This is a genomic window from Methylomarinovum tepidoasis (assembly GCF_030294985.1).
GTDB classification, from domain to species: Bacteria; Pseudomonadota; Gammaproteobacteria; order Methylococcales; family Methylothermaceae; genus Methylohalobius; species Methylohalobius tepidoasis.
Window position 1 is genome coordinate 841,557 of sequence record NZ_AP024718.1, and the last position, 16,311, is coordinate 857,867.

A 16,311-nucleotide genomic window follows, 5' to 3' on the forward strand; every position below is an offset into this window, starting at 1 on the left:
CCGAGGAGGTGCGTCATGGCCGAATTCAAAGTCGCCCGGGAAACGGATCTGGCCGTCGGCCGGATGAAACAGGTCCAGGCCGGAACCACCGCCGTGCTGTTGCTGCGGCTGGAGGACGGTTTCCATGCCCTGGGGGCGCTGTGTCCCCACTACGAGGCGCCGCTGGCGGCCGGGGCCCTGTGCGACGGCCGTATCGTCTGCCCCTGGCACCATGCCTGCTTCGATGCCCGCAGCGGGGCGCTGCTGGAACCGCCGGGTCTGGATGGCCTGCCGGTCTATCCGGTGCGGGTCGATGACGGCGAGGTCTGGGTCACGATCCCCGAGCAGAGCCAGCCACCGCCACCGCCGCGGCGTGATCCCGCCGATTCCCGCCTGTGCGTGGTGATCGGCGGTGGCTGTGCCGGGGCCTATGCGGTGGAAGCGCTGCGTGACCACGGTTTCGGCGGCCGGATCGTGTGGGTCACCGGCCCCGAGTTTCCCCCCATCGACCGTCCCCTGCTGAGCAAGGGGTATCTGAGCGGCGAGGCGCCGGAGAGCTGGCTGCCGCTGCGGGCACCGGATTTCTATACCGCCCGTGACATCGAGGTGGTCGAGGCGGCGGCAACCGCCCTGGCGGCCGATGCTCGGCAGGTGACGCTCAGCGACGGCACGGCGCTCGCTTACGATGCCGCCATTCTGGCAAGTGGCGCGGTCAACCGCCGGCCGCCGATTCCGGGCGTCGATTTGGACGGGGTCTTTTTCCTGCGCTCCCGGGATGACGGCGAACACCTGCGCCAGGCCGCCGAGTCGGCCCGCCGCGCGGTGGTGGTCGGGGCTGGCTTCATCGGCATGGAGGTGGCCCAGAGCCTGCGCCGGCGGGACATCGAGGTGACGGTGGTGGCGCCAGAGACGGTGCCCTTCGAACGGGTGCTGGGGCCGGAAATCGGCGCCGCCTTGCACCGGCTGCACGAAGATCACGGGGTGGCGTTCCGCCTCGGACGCACGGTAAAGGCTTTCCAGGGCGCCGGCCGGGTCGAGCGGGTTTCGTTGGACGACGGCAGTGAACTGCCGGCCGATCTGGTGGTGGTGGGCGTGGGGGTGCGTCCGGCGACGGATTTCGTCACCGGCGTCAGCAAGGCCGACGACGGCGCGATCCTGGTGGATGCGGGCCTGCGGGCGGCGGAAGGACTGTACGCGGCCGGCGATCTGGCCTGCTTCCCCGACTGGCGCAGCGGCGCGCCGATCCGGGTCGAGCACTGGCGCATGGCCGCCCAGCACGGCCGCCTCGCCGGTGCCAACGTGGCCGGCGCCGGCCTGGAATACCGTGGTGTGCCGTATTTCTGGACCCGCCAGTACAACCGCACTCTGCAGTATTTCGGCCACGCGGCGGACTGGGACGAGATCCGCTACGACGGCGATCCGGCCGGATACGATTTCATCGCCTATTTCGTCAGGGACGGTCAGGTTCACGCCGTCGCCGGCATGGAGCGCGAACGCGAACTGGCCGAGCTGGAGGAGCGCATGCGCCGGGAAGGACTGTGGCGGCTTTGACCGGGACGCCATTTCCCCAGGAAATTTCCCGCATCGTCTGGGAAAGCAAGTACCGCGCTCCGGGCGAGGCCGACATCTGGGAAACCTGGCGGCGGGTGGCGCAGGCAGTGGCCAGTGTGGAAGCGGAGCCGGAGGTGTGGCAGGCCCGGTTCCTGGATTTGCTGGCGGATTTCAAATTCCTCCCCGGCGGCCGCATTCTCGCCGGCGCCGGCACCCGCCGCCAGGTGACCCTGTTCAACTGCTTCGCCATGGGGCCGATGGAGGACAGCCTCGACGGCATCTTCGAGGCCCTCAAGGAAGGCGCCCTGACCATGCAGCAGGGTGGCGGTGTCGGCTACGACTTTTCCACCCTGCGTCCCCGCGGCACCCGGGCCGAAAGCGCCGGCACCGTGGCTTCCGGGCCGGTGTCGTTCATGCACATCTTCGATGTCGGATGCGCGGTGCTGCTCTCCACCGCCAGCCGCCGCGGGGCAATGATGGCGACCTTGCGCTGCGACCATCCCGACGTGGAGGAATTCGTCGAGGCCAAGCGCGATCCCCAGGTTCTGCGCAATTTCAACTTGTCGGTGACCGTGTCCGATGCCTTCATGGCGGCGGTGGAACGGGACGGCGACTGGCCCTTGGTGTTTCCCGCCGAGCAGCTCACCCCCGGCAGCGGCGAGGGCAGTGTGCTGCGGGATTGGCCCGGTTACGACAAGCCGGTGCCGTGCCGGATTCTGAAGACCGTCAGGGCCCGCCGGCTGTGGGACCGGATCATGCGCGCCACCTACGAAGTGGCCGAGCCGGGCGTGCTGTTTCTCGACCGCATCAACCGGCTCAACAATCTCCATTACTGCGAGCGCATCCACACCACCAATCCCTGCTCCGAACTGCCGCTGCCGCCCTACGGCGCCTGCGACCTGGGCTCGATCAACTTGGTGCGGTTCGTGCGCGAACCCTTCAGCAACCGGGCCCGGCTGGATCTGGACGCCATCGCCGCCTTGGTGCCGGTGGTGGTGCGTTTTCTCGACGACGTCATCGACCTGTCCGGCTTTCCTCTGGAGAGGCAGCGCCGCCGCGCCCGCGCCACCCGCCGTATCGGCCTGGGACTGACCGGCCTGGCCGACGCCCTCATCCTCCTGGGGCTGCGTTACGACAGCGACGCCGCCCGCCGGTTGGCCGGGAAGGTGATGGCGACGATCTGTCACGCCGCCTATCGGGCTTCCATCGCCCTGGCCCGGGAAAAGGGCGCCTTTCCGTTGTTCGAACCCCGGGTCTATCCGCAGGGACCCTTCGTCACCCGATTGCCGCAGGACATCCGCGACGGCATCGCCGCCCACGGTCTGCGCAACAGCCATCTGCTCGCCATCGCCCCCACCGGCTCCATCAGCCTGCTGGCCGGCAACGTCTCCAGTGGCCTGGAGCCGGTGTTCGCCTGGCGCTACCAGCGCCGCCTGCAGCTGGAGGGCAGGGAATGCCGGCTGGTGGAGGTGACCGACCCCGCCTGGTCCCTGTGGCGACGGCGCCACGGCGACGGCGCCTTGCCGGATTTCTTCGTCACCGCCACGGACCTGTCTCCCGAGGCCCATCTGGCGATGCAGGCGGTGCTGCAGCGCCACGTGGACAGCGCCATCTCCAAGACCATCCATATCCCTGAGGATTATCCCTTCGAAGCCTTCCGCGACGTCTATCACCGCGCCTACGAGCTGGGCCTGAAGGGCTGCACCACGTATCGCCCCAATCCGGTCCGGGGCAGCGTCCTGGTGACCGAACGCCACTGCTGTGACATCGACCGGGAAGGGGATTGAAAGACAGCGCCTGCCGCCAGTGGGTCACCCGCCCCTACCCCCGTTGGGGGGAGAGCCGTTTCGTTGCGGTTCCACACCGTCGGGAACCGCTGCACCTGCTGTGGCAGGAAGCCGAAAGGCCTCGGGGCGGCCTGCTGCTGGTGCACGGCATGAACGAATACAGCGGCCGTTACCGCCACGTTGCCGCCCATTTCGCCGCTGCTTGGCATCTTGTGGGGGTCGATCTCCATGCCCACGGACTGACCAATCCGGTGCTCCGTGCGGCGGACGAGGTTGTCCGTCGGGGGACGGCACGGGTCGATGCAAGCGCCGCCTTTCTGGCCCAGGCGGATCTGCGCACGCTGGCGCCGATGAGGGAAGATTTCCGCAGTGCCTTGGCGTTCCTGCGCCGCCGCTGTGACGGGCCGCTGTTCGTCCTGGCCCATAGCCTGGGGGGACTGATTGCCGCGCAGGCGTTGCTGGAGGAGCCGCACGGGGTCGCCGGTCTCGTTCTGTTCGGCCCGGCCTTCGCCGTCAGCCGGTTGCCCGGATGGCGCGGCCGGTTGGCCAACCCGCTGATCGACGTTTCGTTCCGGGCCTACGAGGGATGTTTGATTCGGCGGTATGTGCCGGCCTGTCTGGCCACGTTGCCGATGGAGGCGGTGATGGAACTGGCTTCTCTGCCGGGATTGCGCCGGCTGCTGACGCCCTGCCGCCCATCCTGGGTGCTGGACTGTCTCACCGACTGGGAGGCGGAAAAGACCCGTCTGCGTGAGGACGGCTACATCGTCACCCGGACTTTGTTGCGCTGGGTGGTGGCGATCGAGAAGGCCATCGTCTGCTTCCGGGCGCACATGGCGGCCTTGCGGGTGCCGTATTTTCTCGTTTACGCCCGGGAAGATCCCATCACCGCCGCTTGGGGCAACGAGGATTTCTGGCATGCGACCCGGCATAACCATCCGGCCAACCGGATGCTGGCCCTGCCGGTTCCTTATCACGAGCAGTTGTTCATGAAACCGCCCGTTCCCCAGCGGCTTTTGACCGAAGTGACGGTCTGGCTGGCGGAACGGGCGGGTTGAGGCGGGGCCGTTTCGTCCCCCTTGTGATCACTCCAGGGCGGCTTTGTGGCTGCCCCGGCCCTTGACTTCGCCGCGCTGGATGCGGGCGTATTCCTCCAGCTGACGGGCGGCGGCCTGGAAGGCGTCGCGGATGGCGACGTAGGCGTCCTCGTAGGCGTGGTTGTCGTGGTGTTCGCGGCTGATGACGATTTCCTTTCCCGGTACGGTCAGGTCGATGCGGACGTGATACAGATCGCCCTTTTGATGCTTGTGGTGGGTGCGCTCCACCATGACGCGGCAGCTGGTGATCTTGTCGTAGTAGCGTTCCAGCTTTTGCGCTTTTTCCTGAATCTTGGCTTCCATGGCGTCGGAATGCGGCAATCCGCGGAAGGTGACCTGCAATGGTATCTGCATGATGACTCCTTGTTGATCGTGAATCGGATAGGATCTGATGATCTCTCCCGGCAAGCGTGTGGCTTGCCCGGTCTCAGCGCGGCCGCTATGCTGTCGGCACCGGATGGAAACGGACACGCGCCATGACCTTCATTGTAGAGATTTTTCCCGGTTTGCGGGAGATGATGAACTTGCACCCCGTCTGGGTGCATTTTCCCATCGCCTTTCTCAGCGTCTTTTTTCTCGTCGATCTGCTCGCGGCGGTTTTTCGCAGCCGCGCCCTGTTCGTGGTGGCCAACTGGCTGTTGGGGTTGGGAGCGCTGGGGGCCGTCGTCGCGGCCGCTTTCGGGCTGCAGGCGGCGTTGACCGTTCCCCACCCGCCGCAGGTCCACGAGATCCTGGAAACCCACCGTTACTTCGCCCTCAACGCCACCGCCCTGGCCTGGCTGCTGTTGATCTGGCGTTTGCTCAACCGCGGCCGCTTCTGGCTGGTCGGCAGGCTGTTCCATTCGCTGCTGGCGCTGTTCATGGTACTCAATCTGATGCTGGCGGCCGATTACGGCGGGCTGATGGTGTACAAGCATGGCGTCGGGGTGAAGGCGGTGCCGGCCTGGCCGCCCGGCGCCTCAGGCCATCGTCACGGTAGCGCTTGGGATGAGCTCCGGGAATGGATGCACGAAATCATTCCCCACAGCCACGCGCCCGGGCATGAGCACCATCACCACGCTCACTGAACCGTGAACGCCCCCCAGCGTTGGGGTTCGGTGCAGCGCCACAGGATCAGCCCGGTGCGGGGCGGGGCGAATTCCACCGCATGCAGGCCCGGCGTCAGCGCGATCTTCAGCCCGAAGCTGGGCACTTCCAGTTCACTGCGGCAGAAGGCGTTTTCCGCCACCTGGATTTCCCAGCGCACCGGTACGCCGACCTGAAGCACGAAGTGGTCCGGTTCGAAATCCTCGGCGGTGACCTGCATGCGGACGATCCGCAGCGGTTTTACCGGGGAGCGCATCCGGCTCACCCAGGTTTCGGCGCGGGCGATCAGGCTGGCAATATCGTAATCGCTGCGGGTCAGGATCAGGCCGCGGTTGAGCATCACCGCCCCCATCAGGATCACCACCACGCTGGAGAATTTCACCAGCACCGGCCCGACGCTCTTGGACAGGGTGCTGGCGAAGACCCCGAAACCCAGCATCACCGGCAGGGTGCCGATGCCGAAACAGAACAGCAGCGCCGCCCCTTGGCGCGGATCGCTGGTGCCGGCGGCGAGGATGTACATGGCCTGCAGCGGCCCGCAGACGATCATCAAGCCGTTGAGCAGGCCGATGACGAAAGGGTGGCTGCGCTTCTTGTACTGGCGGCCGATAAAACGCATCAGCGCCGGGGGGGTGCGCAGCTGTACCCGCAGGCGGACGATGCCCAGCAGGTTGAGGCCGAACAGGACCAGAAAGATCCCGGCGGCGATGGCGATCGCCCCCCTCAAGCCCGGGGTGAAGGCGACGATGCCGCCGAGTGCGGCAAATGCCGCACCGATGGCGGTGTAGGACAGGGTCTTTCCCAGACCGTACCAGAAGTGGGAGAGATAGCGGGGCCGTCCCAGGGCGGCATCCTGGGTGGTGTAGCTCAGCACCAGGGCGCCACACATGCCCACGCAGTGGAAACTGGTCATGAAGCCGATCATGAGCGCCAAGGCGTAATTGACCTGGGACAGGGGGTGGTGGCTGTGAAAGCCCGACCGGGCGTCGAGCCAGACGATGAACAGGATGCCCAGCAGGCCGAAGGCCAGGCCGAGCCAGCGTTTTAACCTTGCAGGCATGGGACGGAAATCTCCGCGATTGATCGGCGTTGAACCTTTGAATAAAGCAAAAATCATGCAATTGTGGAATCCAGACCCCTGCACCGTTTGCCTGCTGCCGGTTTTACTGTGAAGTCAGGAGGGGATACAGCACTCAGACTGTGGCATATCCCGCAAAGTGTGGGATATGCCACAGTCTTTTCCGGAATCGTTTCAGGGGATTTTGGATGGGGTTAAGCGGAAACAATGGGTTGAAAAACGTGGCACATTGAATGCTAATTACGGTCATAGTGTTATCGACCGCATTCACGAGGTGACTGCCATGAGCGAAAAAGCCATTGCCACGGTTTCCCAGGCATCCCAATACGATACCGGATCGCTGCTGCTGGGGACGACCCTGACGGTCGCCGCCCTGATCCTGGTGCCCGCCATGGCCTCCCGGCTGGGATTGGGTTCGGCCCTGACCGGGGCGATGCGCATGGCGCTGATGCGCGCCTCGAGCCGAGCGGTCAGTGGCGGCAAGGCCGAGGAATGTGGCGATGCGGGCGGGGGGTTCAGCTGTCATTGAGTTTCCGAATCTTCCAACCTGTCGGCTGGAGAAGGGCGCCAGGGAAGGCGCCCGTTTTTATCCCCCAAGGCCGGTGTTAGAATCGCAGGGTCGGTATTGCAACCCCAAGTGGATTGAATGAGCGAAGAAAAACCCAGCTGCGATCTCTGTTCCCTGCCGGTGGAAATCCCCGATTTCGAATTGAAGACCAAAGACGGCGTCAAGCGCTTCTGCTGCGAGGGCTGTCTGGGGATCTACCGCATGCTGCACGAGGACGAGATCGTCGAAGATCCGCAAACCGCGGAAGAAAAAACCAAGTAGGAGGCGATCATGGCCCACGTACACGGTGACAACAAAAAAATGGCCGAGGCGGCCGCCAAGGCGGCAATGCCGGGACCGATGGCGCCCCACGGTCCCATGCCGATGGGGCCCGGACCCCACGGCCCGATGATGGAAATGCACAACATGATGCACGGTGCCGCCGGCAATCCCGGCGCCCATGTGGTCAAAGCCGCGGCCCAGGGGGCCGCCGTCACTGCCGGAGGAGGTCTGATGCGTCGTCTGTCCCGTCACCCGTTGTTGATGTTCGGTCTCGGCGTGGTCGCCGGGGTCGTGGTGTACAAGTACCGTAAGGAAATCATCGCCACGGTCGCCAGCGTCGGCGAGAAAGGCAAGGACTTCGTGCTGAGCACCAAGGAAAACCTGGAAGACATCGTCGCCGAAACCCAGGAAGAAGGCGAAAGCAAGTCCTGATGCTCACCCGCAAGATCGTCCTGCGCTACCGTGCCCCCGGGCACGTGCGCTTCCAGCTGCCGCCGCAGTTGTGCCAGCCGCCGGCAGCTCAGGAACTGGTGGCGGCGCTGCGGCAGGTGGACGGGGTGTACCGGGTGCGTCTCGGCGGCAACAAGCTGTCGATCCGCTATCACGAGCCTTTCGTATCCTTCCGGGAGCTGGCCCATCGCCTGCACCGCATCGTCACCGAACTGGAACGCAGCGGCAAGCTGAAAGCCCGCCCGCCGGCGCTCCGCCGCCCGCTGCTGACGCGGGTGAAGGAAAGCCGGCCGGTGGCGTGGCTGCGGCATCAGCTTCAGGCCCTCAGGGAAACCGCCACCGCCTTCGGCATTCTCGCCCGCCGCGGGGTGCTGGGGAAAGGCGGCGCCATCATCGAGGATCCGCGGAAGTTCGCCTTCGAGTTCGCCAACGACGTGCTGGTGCTGTATCTCATCAGGATCCACTGGCACCGCATCGTCCACGACTGGATCCCCCATCCGGTCAAGAACCGCTACAACTGGGCGGCGGTGTTCTACCTGACCTATCTGCTGGTGAAGTCGCGGCTGCCGAAGCATTAGCCATATTCACGCTGTGGTGGGGCCGCAGGGAACGGGTTCCGGAGACGCCGTGAACCCTTCCCTGGGGGCTCGATACTCGGCCATCCAGGCCGAGTACGCTCCTCCACCCGTTCCCTGCGGCCTCAGAATTGGGGAAATACGATGCCGAAACATTTCCAGATCGCCCACCGGTTGAGAAGAAGGATCCGTATCGTCTCGCCCGTGCTCAAGGGCGATCCGGAAAAGACCTACCTGTTCGAGATCCTCCTCACCAAGCGGCCGGAGGTCAAGCAGGTCAAGGCGGTGCCGGAGATCGGCTCGGTCACCATCTGGTTCGATCCCAAGGCCCTGCCGGCCGAGAACCTGCTCAGGATCTGCGACGCCATTTTGGAAAACCTGGCCACCGCCAGACCGCGGATCGTCGAGAAAAAGCCCGTCGATCCCAACGCCCCGGTGGTGGAGACCCAGCTCGCCGTCGAGGGCATGACCTGCGCCTCCTGCGCTTTGCTGATCGAAATGCTTTTGCAGCGCGATCCGCGCATCCGCGAGGTGCAGGTCAACTTCGCCAGCGAGACCGCCACCGTCTGCGGGGCCTTACCCAAGGAGGACATCTACCGCCTGATCGAGAAGCTCGGCTACCGCGCCCATCCCCTCGATACCCTGAGTCAGCGCAAACTGCTGATGGAACGCGAGCGCCGGCGCATCGAAGAGGCCCGGAGGCGCTTTGCCCGTGCCGCCCTGCTCAGCGCTCCCGCCATCGTCATCGCCATGGTCATGCCCAAAGCGCGGATCTGGCACTGGGTCCAGTTCTTCCTCACCACCCCGGTGGTTTTCGGCAGCGGCCGGCCTTTCTTCGACAAGGCCCTCGCCCTGGCCAAGCAGCGCCGCGCCAACATGGACACCCTGGTGGCCCTGGGCACCGGCGCCGCCTACGGCTACAGTGTGCCGGCCCTGCTGTTGGGGCGCCACCGCGAGCTCTACTTCGAGGCCGCCGCCGGCATCATCACCTTCGTGCTTCTGGGGCGCTGGCTGGAGGAGAAGGCCAAGGGCCAGGCCCACGAGGCCATCTTCAAACTGCTCGACCTGCAGCCGGAGACCGCCACCCGGATCCGCGACGGCAGGGAGGAGACCGTCCCCATCGACCAGATCCAGGTGGGCGACATCCTCCTGGTCCGGCCCGGCGAGCGTATTCCCACCGACGGCGAGGTGATCGAGGGCACCACCACCGTCGACGAATCCATGCTCACCGGTGAGCCCATGCCGGTGGTGAAAAATCCTGGCGATAAGGTGTATGGCGGCTGCATCAATGGCCCTGGGGCCTTCAAGATGAAGGCGACCGCGGTGGGGCCGGACACGGTGCTGGCGGGCATCGTCCAAATGGTGGACCAGGCCCAGGCCAGCAAGCTGCCGATCCAGAAGACCGTGGACAGGATCTCCGCCGTGTTCGTGCCCACGGTGATGGGGATCTCGGCCCTGACCTTCGGCGGCTGGCTGGCGGCCGGGGCCCGTTTCACCACCGCCCTCGGCAACGCCATCTCGGTGCTGCTGATCGCCTGTCCCTGTGCCCTGGGGCTGGCGACCCCGGCGGCGATCATGGTGGGCACCGGCCAGGCGGCCCGCCGCGGCATCTACATCAAGAACGGCGAGAGCCTGGAACTGGCGGCCCATCTGACCGCCGTCGTCTTCGACAAGACCGGCACCATCACCGAGGGCCGGCCCCAGGTGACCGACTTCGTGCCCTTGAGCGACCGGGTCGAGGACACCACCCTGCTGGCCTGGATCGCCGGGGCCGAGGTGCGCTCGGAACACTTCCTCGCCCGTGCCATCGTCGAGTACGCCCAGGACCAGGGCGTGGAACCGGCCCCGGCGGAAGACTTCGAAACCCGGCCCGGAGAGGGCATCGCCGCCGAAGTGGACGGCCACCGGCTGCTGATCGGCAATCAGGCTTGGCTGGCGCGTCACGAGGTACCGCTGGAAGGGCTGGAAACCGCGGTGGAACGGCTGGCCGAAGCGGGCAAGACCCCGGTATTCGTGGCCCTCGACGGCTGGCCGGCGGCGCTGATCGGCATCGCCGACCGGCCCCGGCCCAACGCCCGCACCGCCATCGAGCGCCTCCACCGGATGGGCATCCGCACCCTGATGGTGACCGGCGACGTGGAAACCGCGGCCCGCTGCATCGCCCGGCAGGTCGGAATCGACGAGGTCGTGGCCCACGCCAGGCCCGACGACAAGCTCAGGATCATCCGCCGGCTCCAGGCCGAAGGCGAAAAGGTGGGGATGATCGGTGACGGCATCAACGACGCCCCGGCCCTGGCGGCCGCCGACGTCAGCTTCGCCGTCGGCAGCGGTACCGACATCGCCATCCACGCCGCCGACATCACCCTGGTCCAGGGCGACATCGAAAAGGTCGCCGAGGCCATCGACATCTCCGCCTTCACCCTGCGGGTCATCCGCCAGAACCTGGCCTGGGCCTTCGGCTACAACACCGTGGCGATTCCGGTGGCGGCCCTGGGCCGGCTCAATCCCATGATCGCCTCCGGCGCCATGGCCCTCAGTTCGGTGTCGGTGGTGCTCAATTCCCTGCGGCTGCAGCGGCGCTGACGATGACGCGAAGCATCCTGCTGGTAGGATGGCTGGTACCGGCTCTGGTTTGGGCCGATCCGGTCGGCCTCGCCGTCGATCTTCAGGTGCAGACTCAGAAAGTGTCAAGCCCCGTGAGATTATATACACGTTTTTTGAAGAGTTCCGGCCGCTTCTTCTGCCAGTCTTTGAGAGCCTGTACTGGTGAGATGTATCCCAGGGCCTTCTGGGGGATCTGATGGTTGTAGACGCTGGCATACTGCATCAGGGCCCGTTCCAGATCCTGGCTGCTGCGGAAGCGGGTGGTTTTGAGGATTTCGGCGATCCGACCGTTGAAGCGTTCTACGGAGGGGGCGTTTTCTCCTTCCTTGGCGGCGATCAGTTCCTTGAGATTGGAGAGGCCATGGCGACGCAGCAGCCGGTCCAGGGCCGAGCGGGACATCTCGGGATGGATGAAGCGGTGAACGACCGCCAGCAGGTCGTCCAGGGGCAACAGCAGGGTTTCGCGCAGACAGACGACGATCGCTTCCTGCTGCGGGGTCAGGGGGGCATGGATGCGATGGGGCCGGTGCGAGGCGTCCTCGACCGAATCGCGCTGGCGCCACTTGCGGATGGTATGACGATGAACCTCGTATTTCCTGGCCAGGACCGTGGCCGGCAGCTTGGAGTTCTGGATCTCCCGGCGGATCTCGGGCGTGGTGCGGGCTTTCTTGTGGAGACGAGAGACCCAGGCTTCCTCCTCGTCCGTCAAGCTTGAGTCGTCTTTCCGGCCTGGGACTCTGCCATCAGCTCGCTCAGAACATCCCAGGCTCGGAACAAAGGATAGCTCCTCTTGGGGATATGATCACACGGGACCCAACACCTATGATCTTTGAGTGAGCGCTCATTCATGCGATTGCCCTGGAATGGTTGGTTTCTTGAATCGGCATGATGGTAAGATTCGCCCCATGGATCTTGGCCCGGAAAGCGGTTTTTTGTCTCAGATCGAAATCCTCCCCTCCCTGATCTGCGCCGATCCCAACCGCCGCCTCGAGGCGGTTCGGGAACTGGAATCTCTCGGGGTGGACGGTCTGCACGTGGACATTCTCGATGGTCACTTCAGCCCTTCGCTGCCGCTGGGGATCGAGGCGGTCAGACAGCTGCGGCGGGAGACCGGACTGCCGTTCGACGCCCACCTGATGGTGGCCGACCATGCCTATTTCATCGACGCCCTGCTCGACTGCGGGGTGCAGCGCCTCTGTTTCCATGCGGAAGCCGAACCCCACATCGACCGTTGGTTGCAGACGATTCAGGCGGCTGGGGTCGCGCCCGGGGTGGCCTTGAAGCCGGCTACTCCGTTGAGCGTGCTGGAATACTGCCTCGAGCGCATCGATTTCGCCCTGCTGATGCTCATCAATCCCGGCTTTGCCGGTCACAAGGGGGAGGCTCAGGTGCCTTACGCCCGGCGCAAGGTGGCCGCTTGCCGCCGTTTCCTCGACGAACGCGGGGCAGGCCATGTCGCCATCGAGATCGACGGCCGGGTCGGCTTCGACAATCTGGCCGATCTGGTGGCGGCCGGGGCTGACCGGCTGGTGGCCGGCACCCGCAGCCTGTTCCACCCCAAGGGCAGCCTGGCGGACAATCTGGCCCGGATGCGGCGTCTGGCCGCCGAGGGACTGAAAAGGAGGAAGGATGGCTGAATTTACCTGGCCGGTGCGGGTCTATTACGAGGACACCGACGCCGGCGGCGTGGTCTATTACGCCAATTACCTGAGATTCTTCGAGCGGACGCGGACGGAATTTTTGCGCGCCCTGGGGTTCGAACAGGATGAACTGAGCGCGCGGGAGGGAATTTTGTTCGTGGTGCGCTCGGTACAGGCCGATTACCGCCGTCCGGCCCGTTTCAACGATCTGCTGACGGTAAGCTGTGAGGTCGCCGAGGTCAAACGTGCCAGCCTGGTGTTCTTCCAGCAGGTGCGGCGCGGCGATGCGGTGCTGTGCGAGGCGGCGGTGCGAATCGCCTGTCTCGACGCCCGCAGTTTCCGTCCCAGACCGATTCCCCCCGCGCTGATACAAAGGATTAAGGATTATTGATGGGCAGCATTTCGATCCTGGATCTGATCGCCGGCGCCAGCCCGGTGGTGCAGGCGGTGATGGCGCTGCTTTTGACCGCCTCGCTGGCTTCGTGGGCGCTGATCTTCCGCAAGTCGCGTCAGCTGGGCGAGGCGGGACGGGCGGCGGAGGCGTTCGAGGCCCGCTTCTGGTCCGGCATCGATCTGGCGGATCTTTACCGCCAGCTGGCCAAACGTGAGGCGGTGGCCGGAATGGAGGCGGTGTTTTTCGCTGGCTACCGGGAATTCGCCCGCCTGTTCCGCCAGAACGCCCCGGCAGGATTGCTGGCGGAGAACGTCGAACGCGCCATGGGGGTGGCCATCGGCCGCGAGCTGGACCGCCTCGACCAGCACCTGCCCCTGCTGGCCACGGTCGGTTCCACCAGCCCCTACGTGGGCCTGTTCGGCACCGTATGGGGGATCATGAACGCCTTCCGCGCCCTGGGCCACGTGCAGCAAGCCACCCTGGCGCTGGTGGCGCCGGGCATCGCCGAGGCCCTGGTGGCCACTGCCATGGGGCTGTTCGCCGCCATTCCGGCGGTGATCGCCTACAACCGCTACACCAGCCGCATCGACCGCCTCGGACGCCGCTACGAACGTTTCGCCGACGAGTTCCTCTGCCTGTTGCAGCGCAAGGCCCTGGAAAAAGCATGAAATCCCGCACGCCGCGCCGCCGTCCGCTGGCGGACATCAACGTGGTTCCCTACATCGATGTCACTCTGGTGCTGCTGATCATCTTCATGGTCACCGCCCCGCTGCTGCAGAACGGCGTGGACGTGAATCTGCCCCAGGCGGCCGCCAAGCCGGTTCCGCCCACGGACACCCCGCCGCTGATCGTCACCGTCGGGGCCGATGGCGGCTTCCGGGTCGATCTGGGCGGCGAGCGGGAAACCGTGGACGTCAAGACCCTGCTGGCCAAGGTGCAGGCGGTGCTGAAATACAAGCCCGGCACCAAGATCCTGGTGGCCGGCGACGACAAGGTGGCCTACGGGCGGGTGGTCCAGGTGATGGCGGCGCTGCAGCGGGCCGGCGTGGAACAGGTGGGGTTGCTGACCCGGCCGCCGTCATGAGGGACTGGCTGATTCCCTGGCTCAAGTCCCTGGGACTTCACGGCGTGTTGCTGGCGGCGCTGCTGCTGGGCTGGCGGTCGGCGCCGACACCGCCCCCGGCCCCGCCACCGCCGCCGGAAATCATCGAGGCGGTGGCGGTGGACGAGGCCGCGGTCCAGGAGCAGCTCCAGCGTCTCAAAGCCAGGGAACAGGCCGAAGTCCGGCGCCGTGAGCGGCTCAAGCGCCAGCGTCTGGCCGAGGAGCGGCGGCTGCGCCGATTGCGCCGCCGTCAGCAGGAGGAGCGCAAGCGTCTTCAGGCCCTGGCCGAAGCCAAACGCCGCAAGGCGGCCGAGGAAGCCCGGCGCCTGGCGGAACTGAAGCGGCGCCAGCGCGAGGAGGCCGAGCGCCTCAAGCGCCTGGAGGAAGCGCGCAAGGCGGCGGAACGCAGGCGTCTGGAGGAACAGAAACGCCGGGAGGCGGAAAGGAAGCGCAAGGCCGAGGAAGCCCGCCGCCGGGCCGAGGCGGAGAAAAAACGCAAGGCCCTCGAGGCCAAGCGCCGGGCGGAGCAGGAAAAGCGCCGCCGGGAAGTGGCCCGGCAGGTCAGCCAGACCGTGGCCCGGATCGCCCGGGCGGTGGAACGGGTGTGGCTGCGGCCGCCGGGTTTCCGTACCGGGCTTTCCTGTACAATTCGGGTTCAGGTGGCCCCGGGTGGCCGGGTGATCGGGGCGCGGGTGGTCAAATCCAGCGGCGACCCCCGTTTCGACCGCAGCGCCGAGGTGGCGGTGCGCAAGGCCTCGCCGCTGCCGATTCCGGACGACCCCGAGGTGGCCGGACAATTCCGGGAATTCAATTTCGTGTTCAAGCCGACAGGATAATCTTCCATGCGACGCAGATTCTTGGCTTCGTGGCTGGGCCTGGCGCTGTTGCTGTGCAGCGCTGCCCGTGCCGAACTGACCATCGAGATCACCCGCGGGATCGAGGGGGCCATTCCCATCGCCGTGGCGCCTTTCGCCTGGACGGGGCCCACGCCCCCGCCGGTGGACGTGGCGGCGGTGATCCGGGCCGATCTGGCCCGCAGCGGCCAGTTCCGGCCCCTCCCGCCCCAGGACATGCTCACCCGCCCTGCCGCCGTCCCCGAAGCGGTCAACTGGCGGGTATGGCAGACCCTGGGGCAGGATTACCTGGTCATCGGCCAGGTGGAATCCCCCAGCCCGGAACGTTACGAGGTCCAGTTCCACCTGCTCGACGTTTATCGCAAGGAAGCGCTCGCCGGCTACCGTCTGCCGGCCAGGCCCGCCGGCCTGCGCAAGACCGCCCACCGCATCGCCGACATCCTCTACGAGAAGATCACCGGCAGGCCGGGGGCCTTCGCCACCCGCATCGCCTACGTCATCGTCACCGAGGCCGACGGCCGCCGCATCTACCGGTTGCAGATCGCCGATGCCGACGGTTACAACCCGCGCACGGTGGTGATTTCCCCGGAACCTTTGATGTCGCCGGCGTGGTCGCCGGACGGGCAGCAGATCGCCTACGTCTCCTTCGAGCGCCGCCGTCCGGCCATCTACGTGCAGACCCTGGCCACCGGGGCGCGGGAGAAAATCGCCGCCTTCCCCGGCATCAACGGCGCGCCGGCGTGGTCGCCGGACGGCGGCAGGCTGGCGCTGACCCTTTCCAAGGACGGCAGTCCCGACATCTACGTGCTCGATCTGGCCAGCCGCCGCCTGCGGCGCCTGACCCACAGCTTCGCCATCGACACCGAGCCGGCGTGGTCGCCGGACGGCAAGCGGCTGGTGTTCACCTCCGACCGGGGCGGCAGTCCGCAGATCTATACCATCCCCGCCGGGGGTGGGGCGGTGCGGCGCCTGACCTTCCAGGGCAACTACAACGCCCGCGCCACCTTCTCCCCGGATGGCGGCAAACTGGCCCTCGTCCACGGGGGACAGGGCTATCGCATCGCCGTGCTCGATCTGGCCAGCGGCCGGCTGCAGGTCCTCACCGACGGCCCCCTGGACGAATCTCCCAGTTTCGCCCCCAATGGCAGTATGATTCTCTATGCCACCCAGGCGGGTGGCCGCGGCCAGTTGGCGGCGGTGTCGGTGGACGGCCGGGTCCGGCAGCGGCTCGGGACCGAGCAAGGGGACGTGCGCGAGCCGGCGTGGTCGCCGTTTTGAAGCGGAG

Annotated in this window: 18 protein-coding genes; 15 read left to right on the plus strand and 3 right to left on the minus strand. The window is 66.3% G+C overall.

Features of this window, described 5'->3' with window-relative positions; all coding sequences use genetic code 11:
- Nucleotides 1-15: 15 nt before the first annotated feature.
- From MIN45_RS04200 to MIN45_RS04210, 3 genes are read left to right on the plus strand one after another with little or no spacing between them, the layout of a single operon-like run.
- Nucleotides 16-1,530 carry an FAD-dependent oxidoreductase gene (locus MIN45_RS04200; protein WP_286293550.1) on the plus strand — a complete coding sequence of 505 codons (1,515 nt, stop codon included), beginning with the start codon at nt 16-18 and terminating at the stop codon, nt 1,528-1,530.
- Nucleotides 1,518-3,317, plus strand: a complete 1,800-nt coding sequence (locus tag MIN45_RS04205) for an adenosylcobalamin-dependent ribonucleoside-diphosphate reductase (RefSeq protein ID WP_286293551.1) — start codon at nt 1,518-1,520, stop codon at nt 3,315-3,317. Before MIN45_RS04200 ends, MIN45_RS04205 begins: the two co-directional genes overlap by 13 nt.
- Complete coding sequence (locus tag MIN45_RS04210; RefSeq protein WP_286293552.1) at nt 3,314-4,375, plus strand: alpha/beta fold hydrolase; 1,062 nt, start codon at nt 3,314-3,316, stop codon at nt 4,373-4,375. The genes MIN45_RS04205 and MIN45_RS04210 overlap by 4 nt, the downstream gene beginning before the upstream one ends.
- Nucleotides 4,376-4,402: 27 nt before the next feature.
- Here the strand turns inward: MIN45_RS04210 and MIN45_RS04215 are convergent, their stop codons facing one another.
- Complete coding sequence (locus MIN45_RS04215) at nt 4,403-4,768, minus strand: HPF/RaiA family ribosome-associated protein (RefSeq protein ID WP_286293553.1); 366 nt, start codon at nt 4,766-4,768, stop codon at nt 4,403-4,405.
- Between the two features lie 122 nt (nt 4,769-4,890).
- Here MIN45_RS04215 and MIN45_RS04220 point away from each other — a divergent pair, with 122 nt between their 5' ends.
- Complete coding sequence (locus MIN45_RS04220; protein WP_286293554.1) at nt 4,891-5,481, plus strand: DUF2231 domain-containing protein; 591 nt, start codon at nt 4,891-4,893, stop codon at nt 5,479-5,481.
- Here MIN45_RS04220 and MIN45_RS04225 read toward each other — a convergent pair.
- On the minus strand, nt 5,475-6,560 hold the full coding sequence (locus tag MIN45_RS04225) for a sulfite exporter TauE/SafE family protein (protein ID WP_286293555.1): 1,086 nt from the start codon (nt 6,558-6,560) through the stop codon (nt 5,475-5,477). The two genes, MIN45_RS04220 and MIN45_RS04225, sit on opposite strands and share 7 nt — an antisense overlap.
- 301 nt (nt 6,561-6,861) lie before the next feature.
- Between MIN45_RS04225 and MIN45_RS04230 the strand changes: the two genes are divergently transcribed.
- The 5 genes from MIN45_RS04230 to MIN45_RS04250 all read left to right on the plus strand — a co-directional run bounded on the left by MIN45_RS04230 (nt 6,862) and on the right by MIN45_RS04250 (nt 11,015).
- Nucleotides 6,862-7,107, plus strand: a complete 246-nt coding sequence (locus MIN45_RS04230; protein ID WP_286293557.1) for a hypothetical protein — start codon at nt 6,862-6,864, stop codon at nt 7,105-7,107.
- A 117-nt stretch (nt 7,108-7,224) separates the two neighbouring features.
- On the plus strand, nt 7,225-7,407 hold the full coding sequence (locus tag MIN45_RS04235; RefSeq protein ID WP_286293558.1) for a heavy metal translocating P-type ATPase metal-binding domain-containing protein: 183 nt from the start codon (nt 7,225-7,227) through the stop codon (nt 7,405-7,407).
- A gap of 9 nt (nt 7,408-7,416) precedes the next feature.
- Entirely contained in the window at nt 7,417-7,839 is a 423-nt protein-coding gene (locus tag MIN45_RS04240; RefSeq protein ID WP_286293559.1) for a hypothetical protein, read from the plus strand.
- Nucleotides 7,839-8,435 (plus strand): hypothetical protein, encoded by a 597-nt coding sequence (locus MIN45_RS04245; protein ID WP_286293560.1) that lies wholly within the window; start codon nt 7,839-7,841, stop codon nt 8,433-8,435. The genes MIN45_RS04240 and MIN45_RS04245 overlap by 1 nt, the downstream gene beginning before the upstream one ends.
- 141 nt (nt 8,436-8,576) lie before the next feature.
- The gene (locus MIN45_RS04250; RefSeq protein WP_286293561.1) at nt 8,577-11,015 is read left to right on the plus strand and encodes a heavy metal translocating P-type ATPase; all 2,439 of its coding nucleotides are present in this window, start codon (nt 8,577-8,579) and stop codon (nt 11,013-11,015) included.
- Between the two features lie 94 nt (nt 11,016-11,109).
- Here the strand turns inward: MIN45_RS04250 and MIN45_RS04255 are convergent, their stop codons facing one another.
- Complete coding sequence (locus MIN45_RS04255) at nt 11,110-11,745, minus strand: integrase core domain-containing protein (RefSeq protein WP_286293563.1); 636 nt, start codon at nt 11,743-11,745, stop codon at nt 11,110-11,112.
- 223 nt (nt 11,746-11,968) lie between these two features.
- On the opposite strand from MIN45_RS04255, the gene MIN45_RS04260 reads away from it, so the two are divergent.
- Genes MIN45_RS04260 through tolB form a run of 6 tightly spaced genes read left to right on the plus strand, consistent with a single transcriptional unit; the run spans nt 11,969 to nt 16,304 of the window.
- Nucleotides 11,969-12,673: a ribulose-phosphate 3-epimerase gene (locus MIN45_RS04260; RefSeq protein ID WP_286293564.1), complete on the plus strand. Its 705-nt coding sequence runs from the start codon at nt 11,969-11,971 to the stop codon at nt 12,671-12,673.
- Complete coding sequence (gene ybgC / locus MIN45_RS04265; protein ID WP_286293565.1) at nt 12,666-13,067, plus strand: tol-pal system-associated acyl-CoA thioesterase; 402 nt, start codon at nt 12,666-12,668, stop codon at nt 13,065-13,067. Before MIN45_RS04260 ends, ybgC begins: the two co-directional genes overlap by 8 nt.
- Entirely contained in the window at nt 13,067-13,738 is a 672-nt protein-coding gene (tolQ, locus tag MIN45_RS04270; protein WP_286293566.1) for a protein TolQ, read from the plus strand. Before ybgC ends, tolQ begins: the two co-directional genes overlap by 1 nt.
- Nucleotides 13,735-14,154, plus strand: a complete 420-nt coding sequence (gene tolR, locus MIN45_RS04275; RefSeq protein ID WP_286293567.1) for a protein TolR — start codon at nt 13,735-13,737, stop codon at nt 14,152-14,154. Before tolQ ends, tolR begins: the two co-directional genes overlap by 4 nt.
- Nucleotides 14,151-15,008, plus strand: coding sequence for a cell envelope integrity protein TolA (gene tolA, locus MIN45_RS04280; protein WP_286293568.1), 858 nt, complete (start codon nt 14,151-14,153; stop codon nt 15,006-15,008). Before tolR ends, tolA begins: the two co-directional genes overlap by 4 nt.
- A 6-nt stretch (nt 15,009-15,014) precedes the next feature.
- Nucleotides 15,015-16,304 (plus strand): Tol-Pal system beta propeller repeat protein TolB, encoded by a 1,290-nt coding sequence (gene tolB / locus MIN45_RS04285; RefSeq protein ID WP_286293569.1) that lies wholly within the window; start codon nt 15,015-15,017, stop codon nt 16,302-16,304.
- The last annotated feature ends 7 nt before the right edge of the window (nt 16,305-16,311 follow it).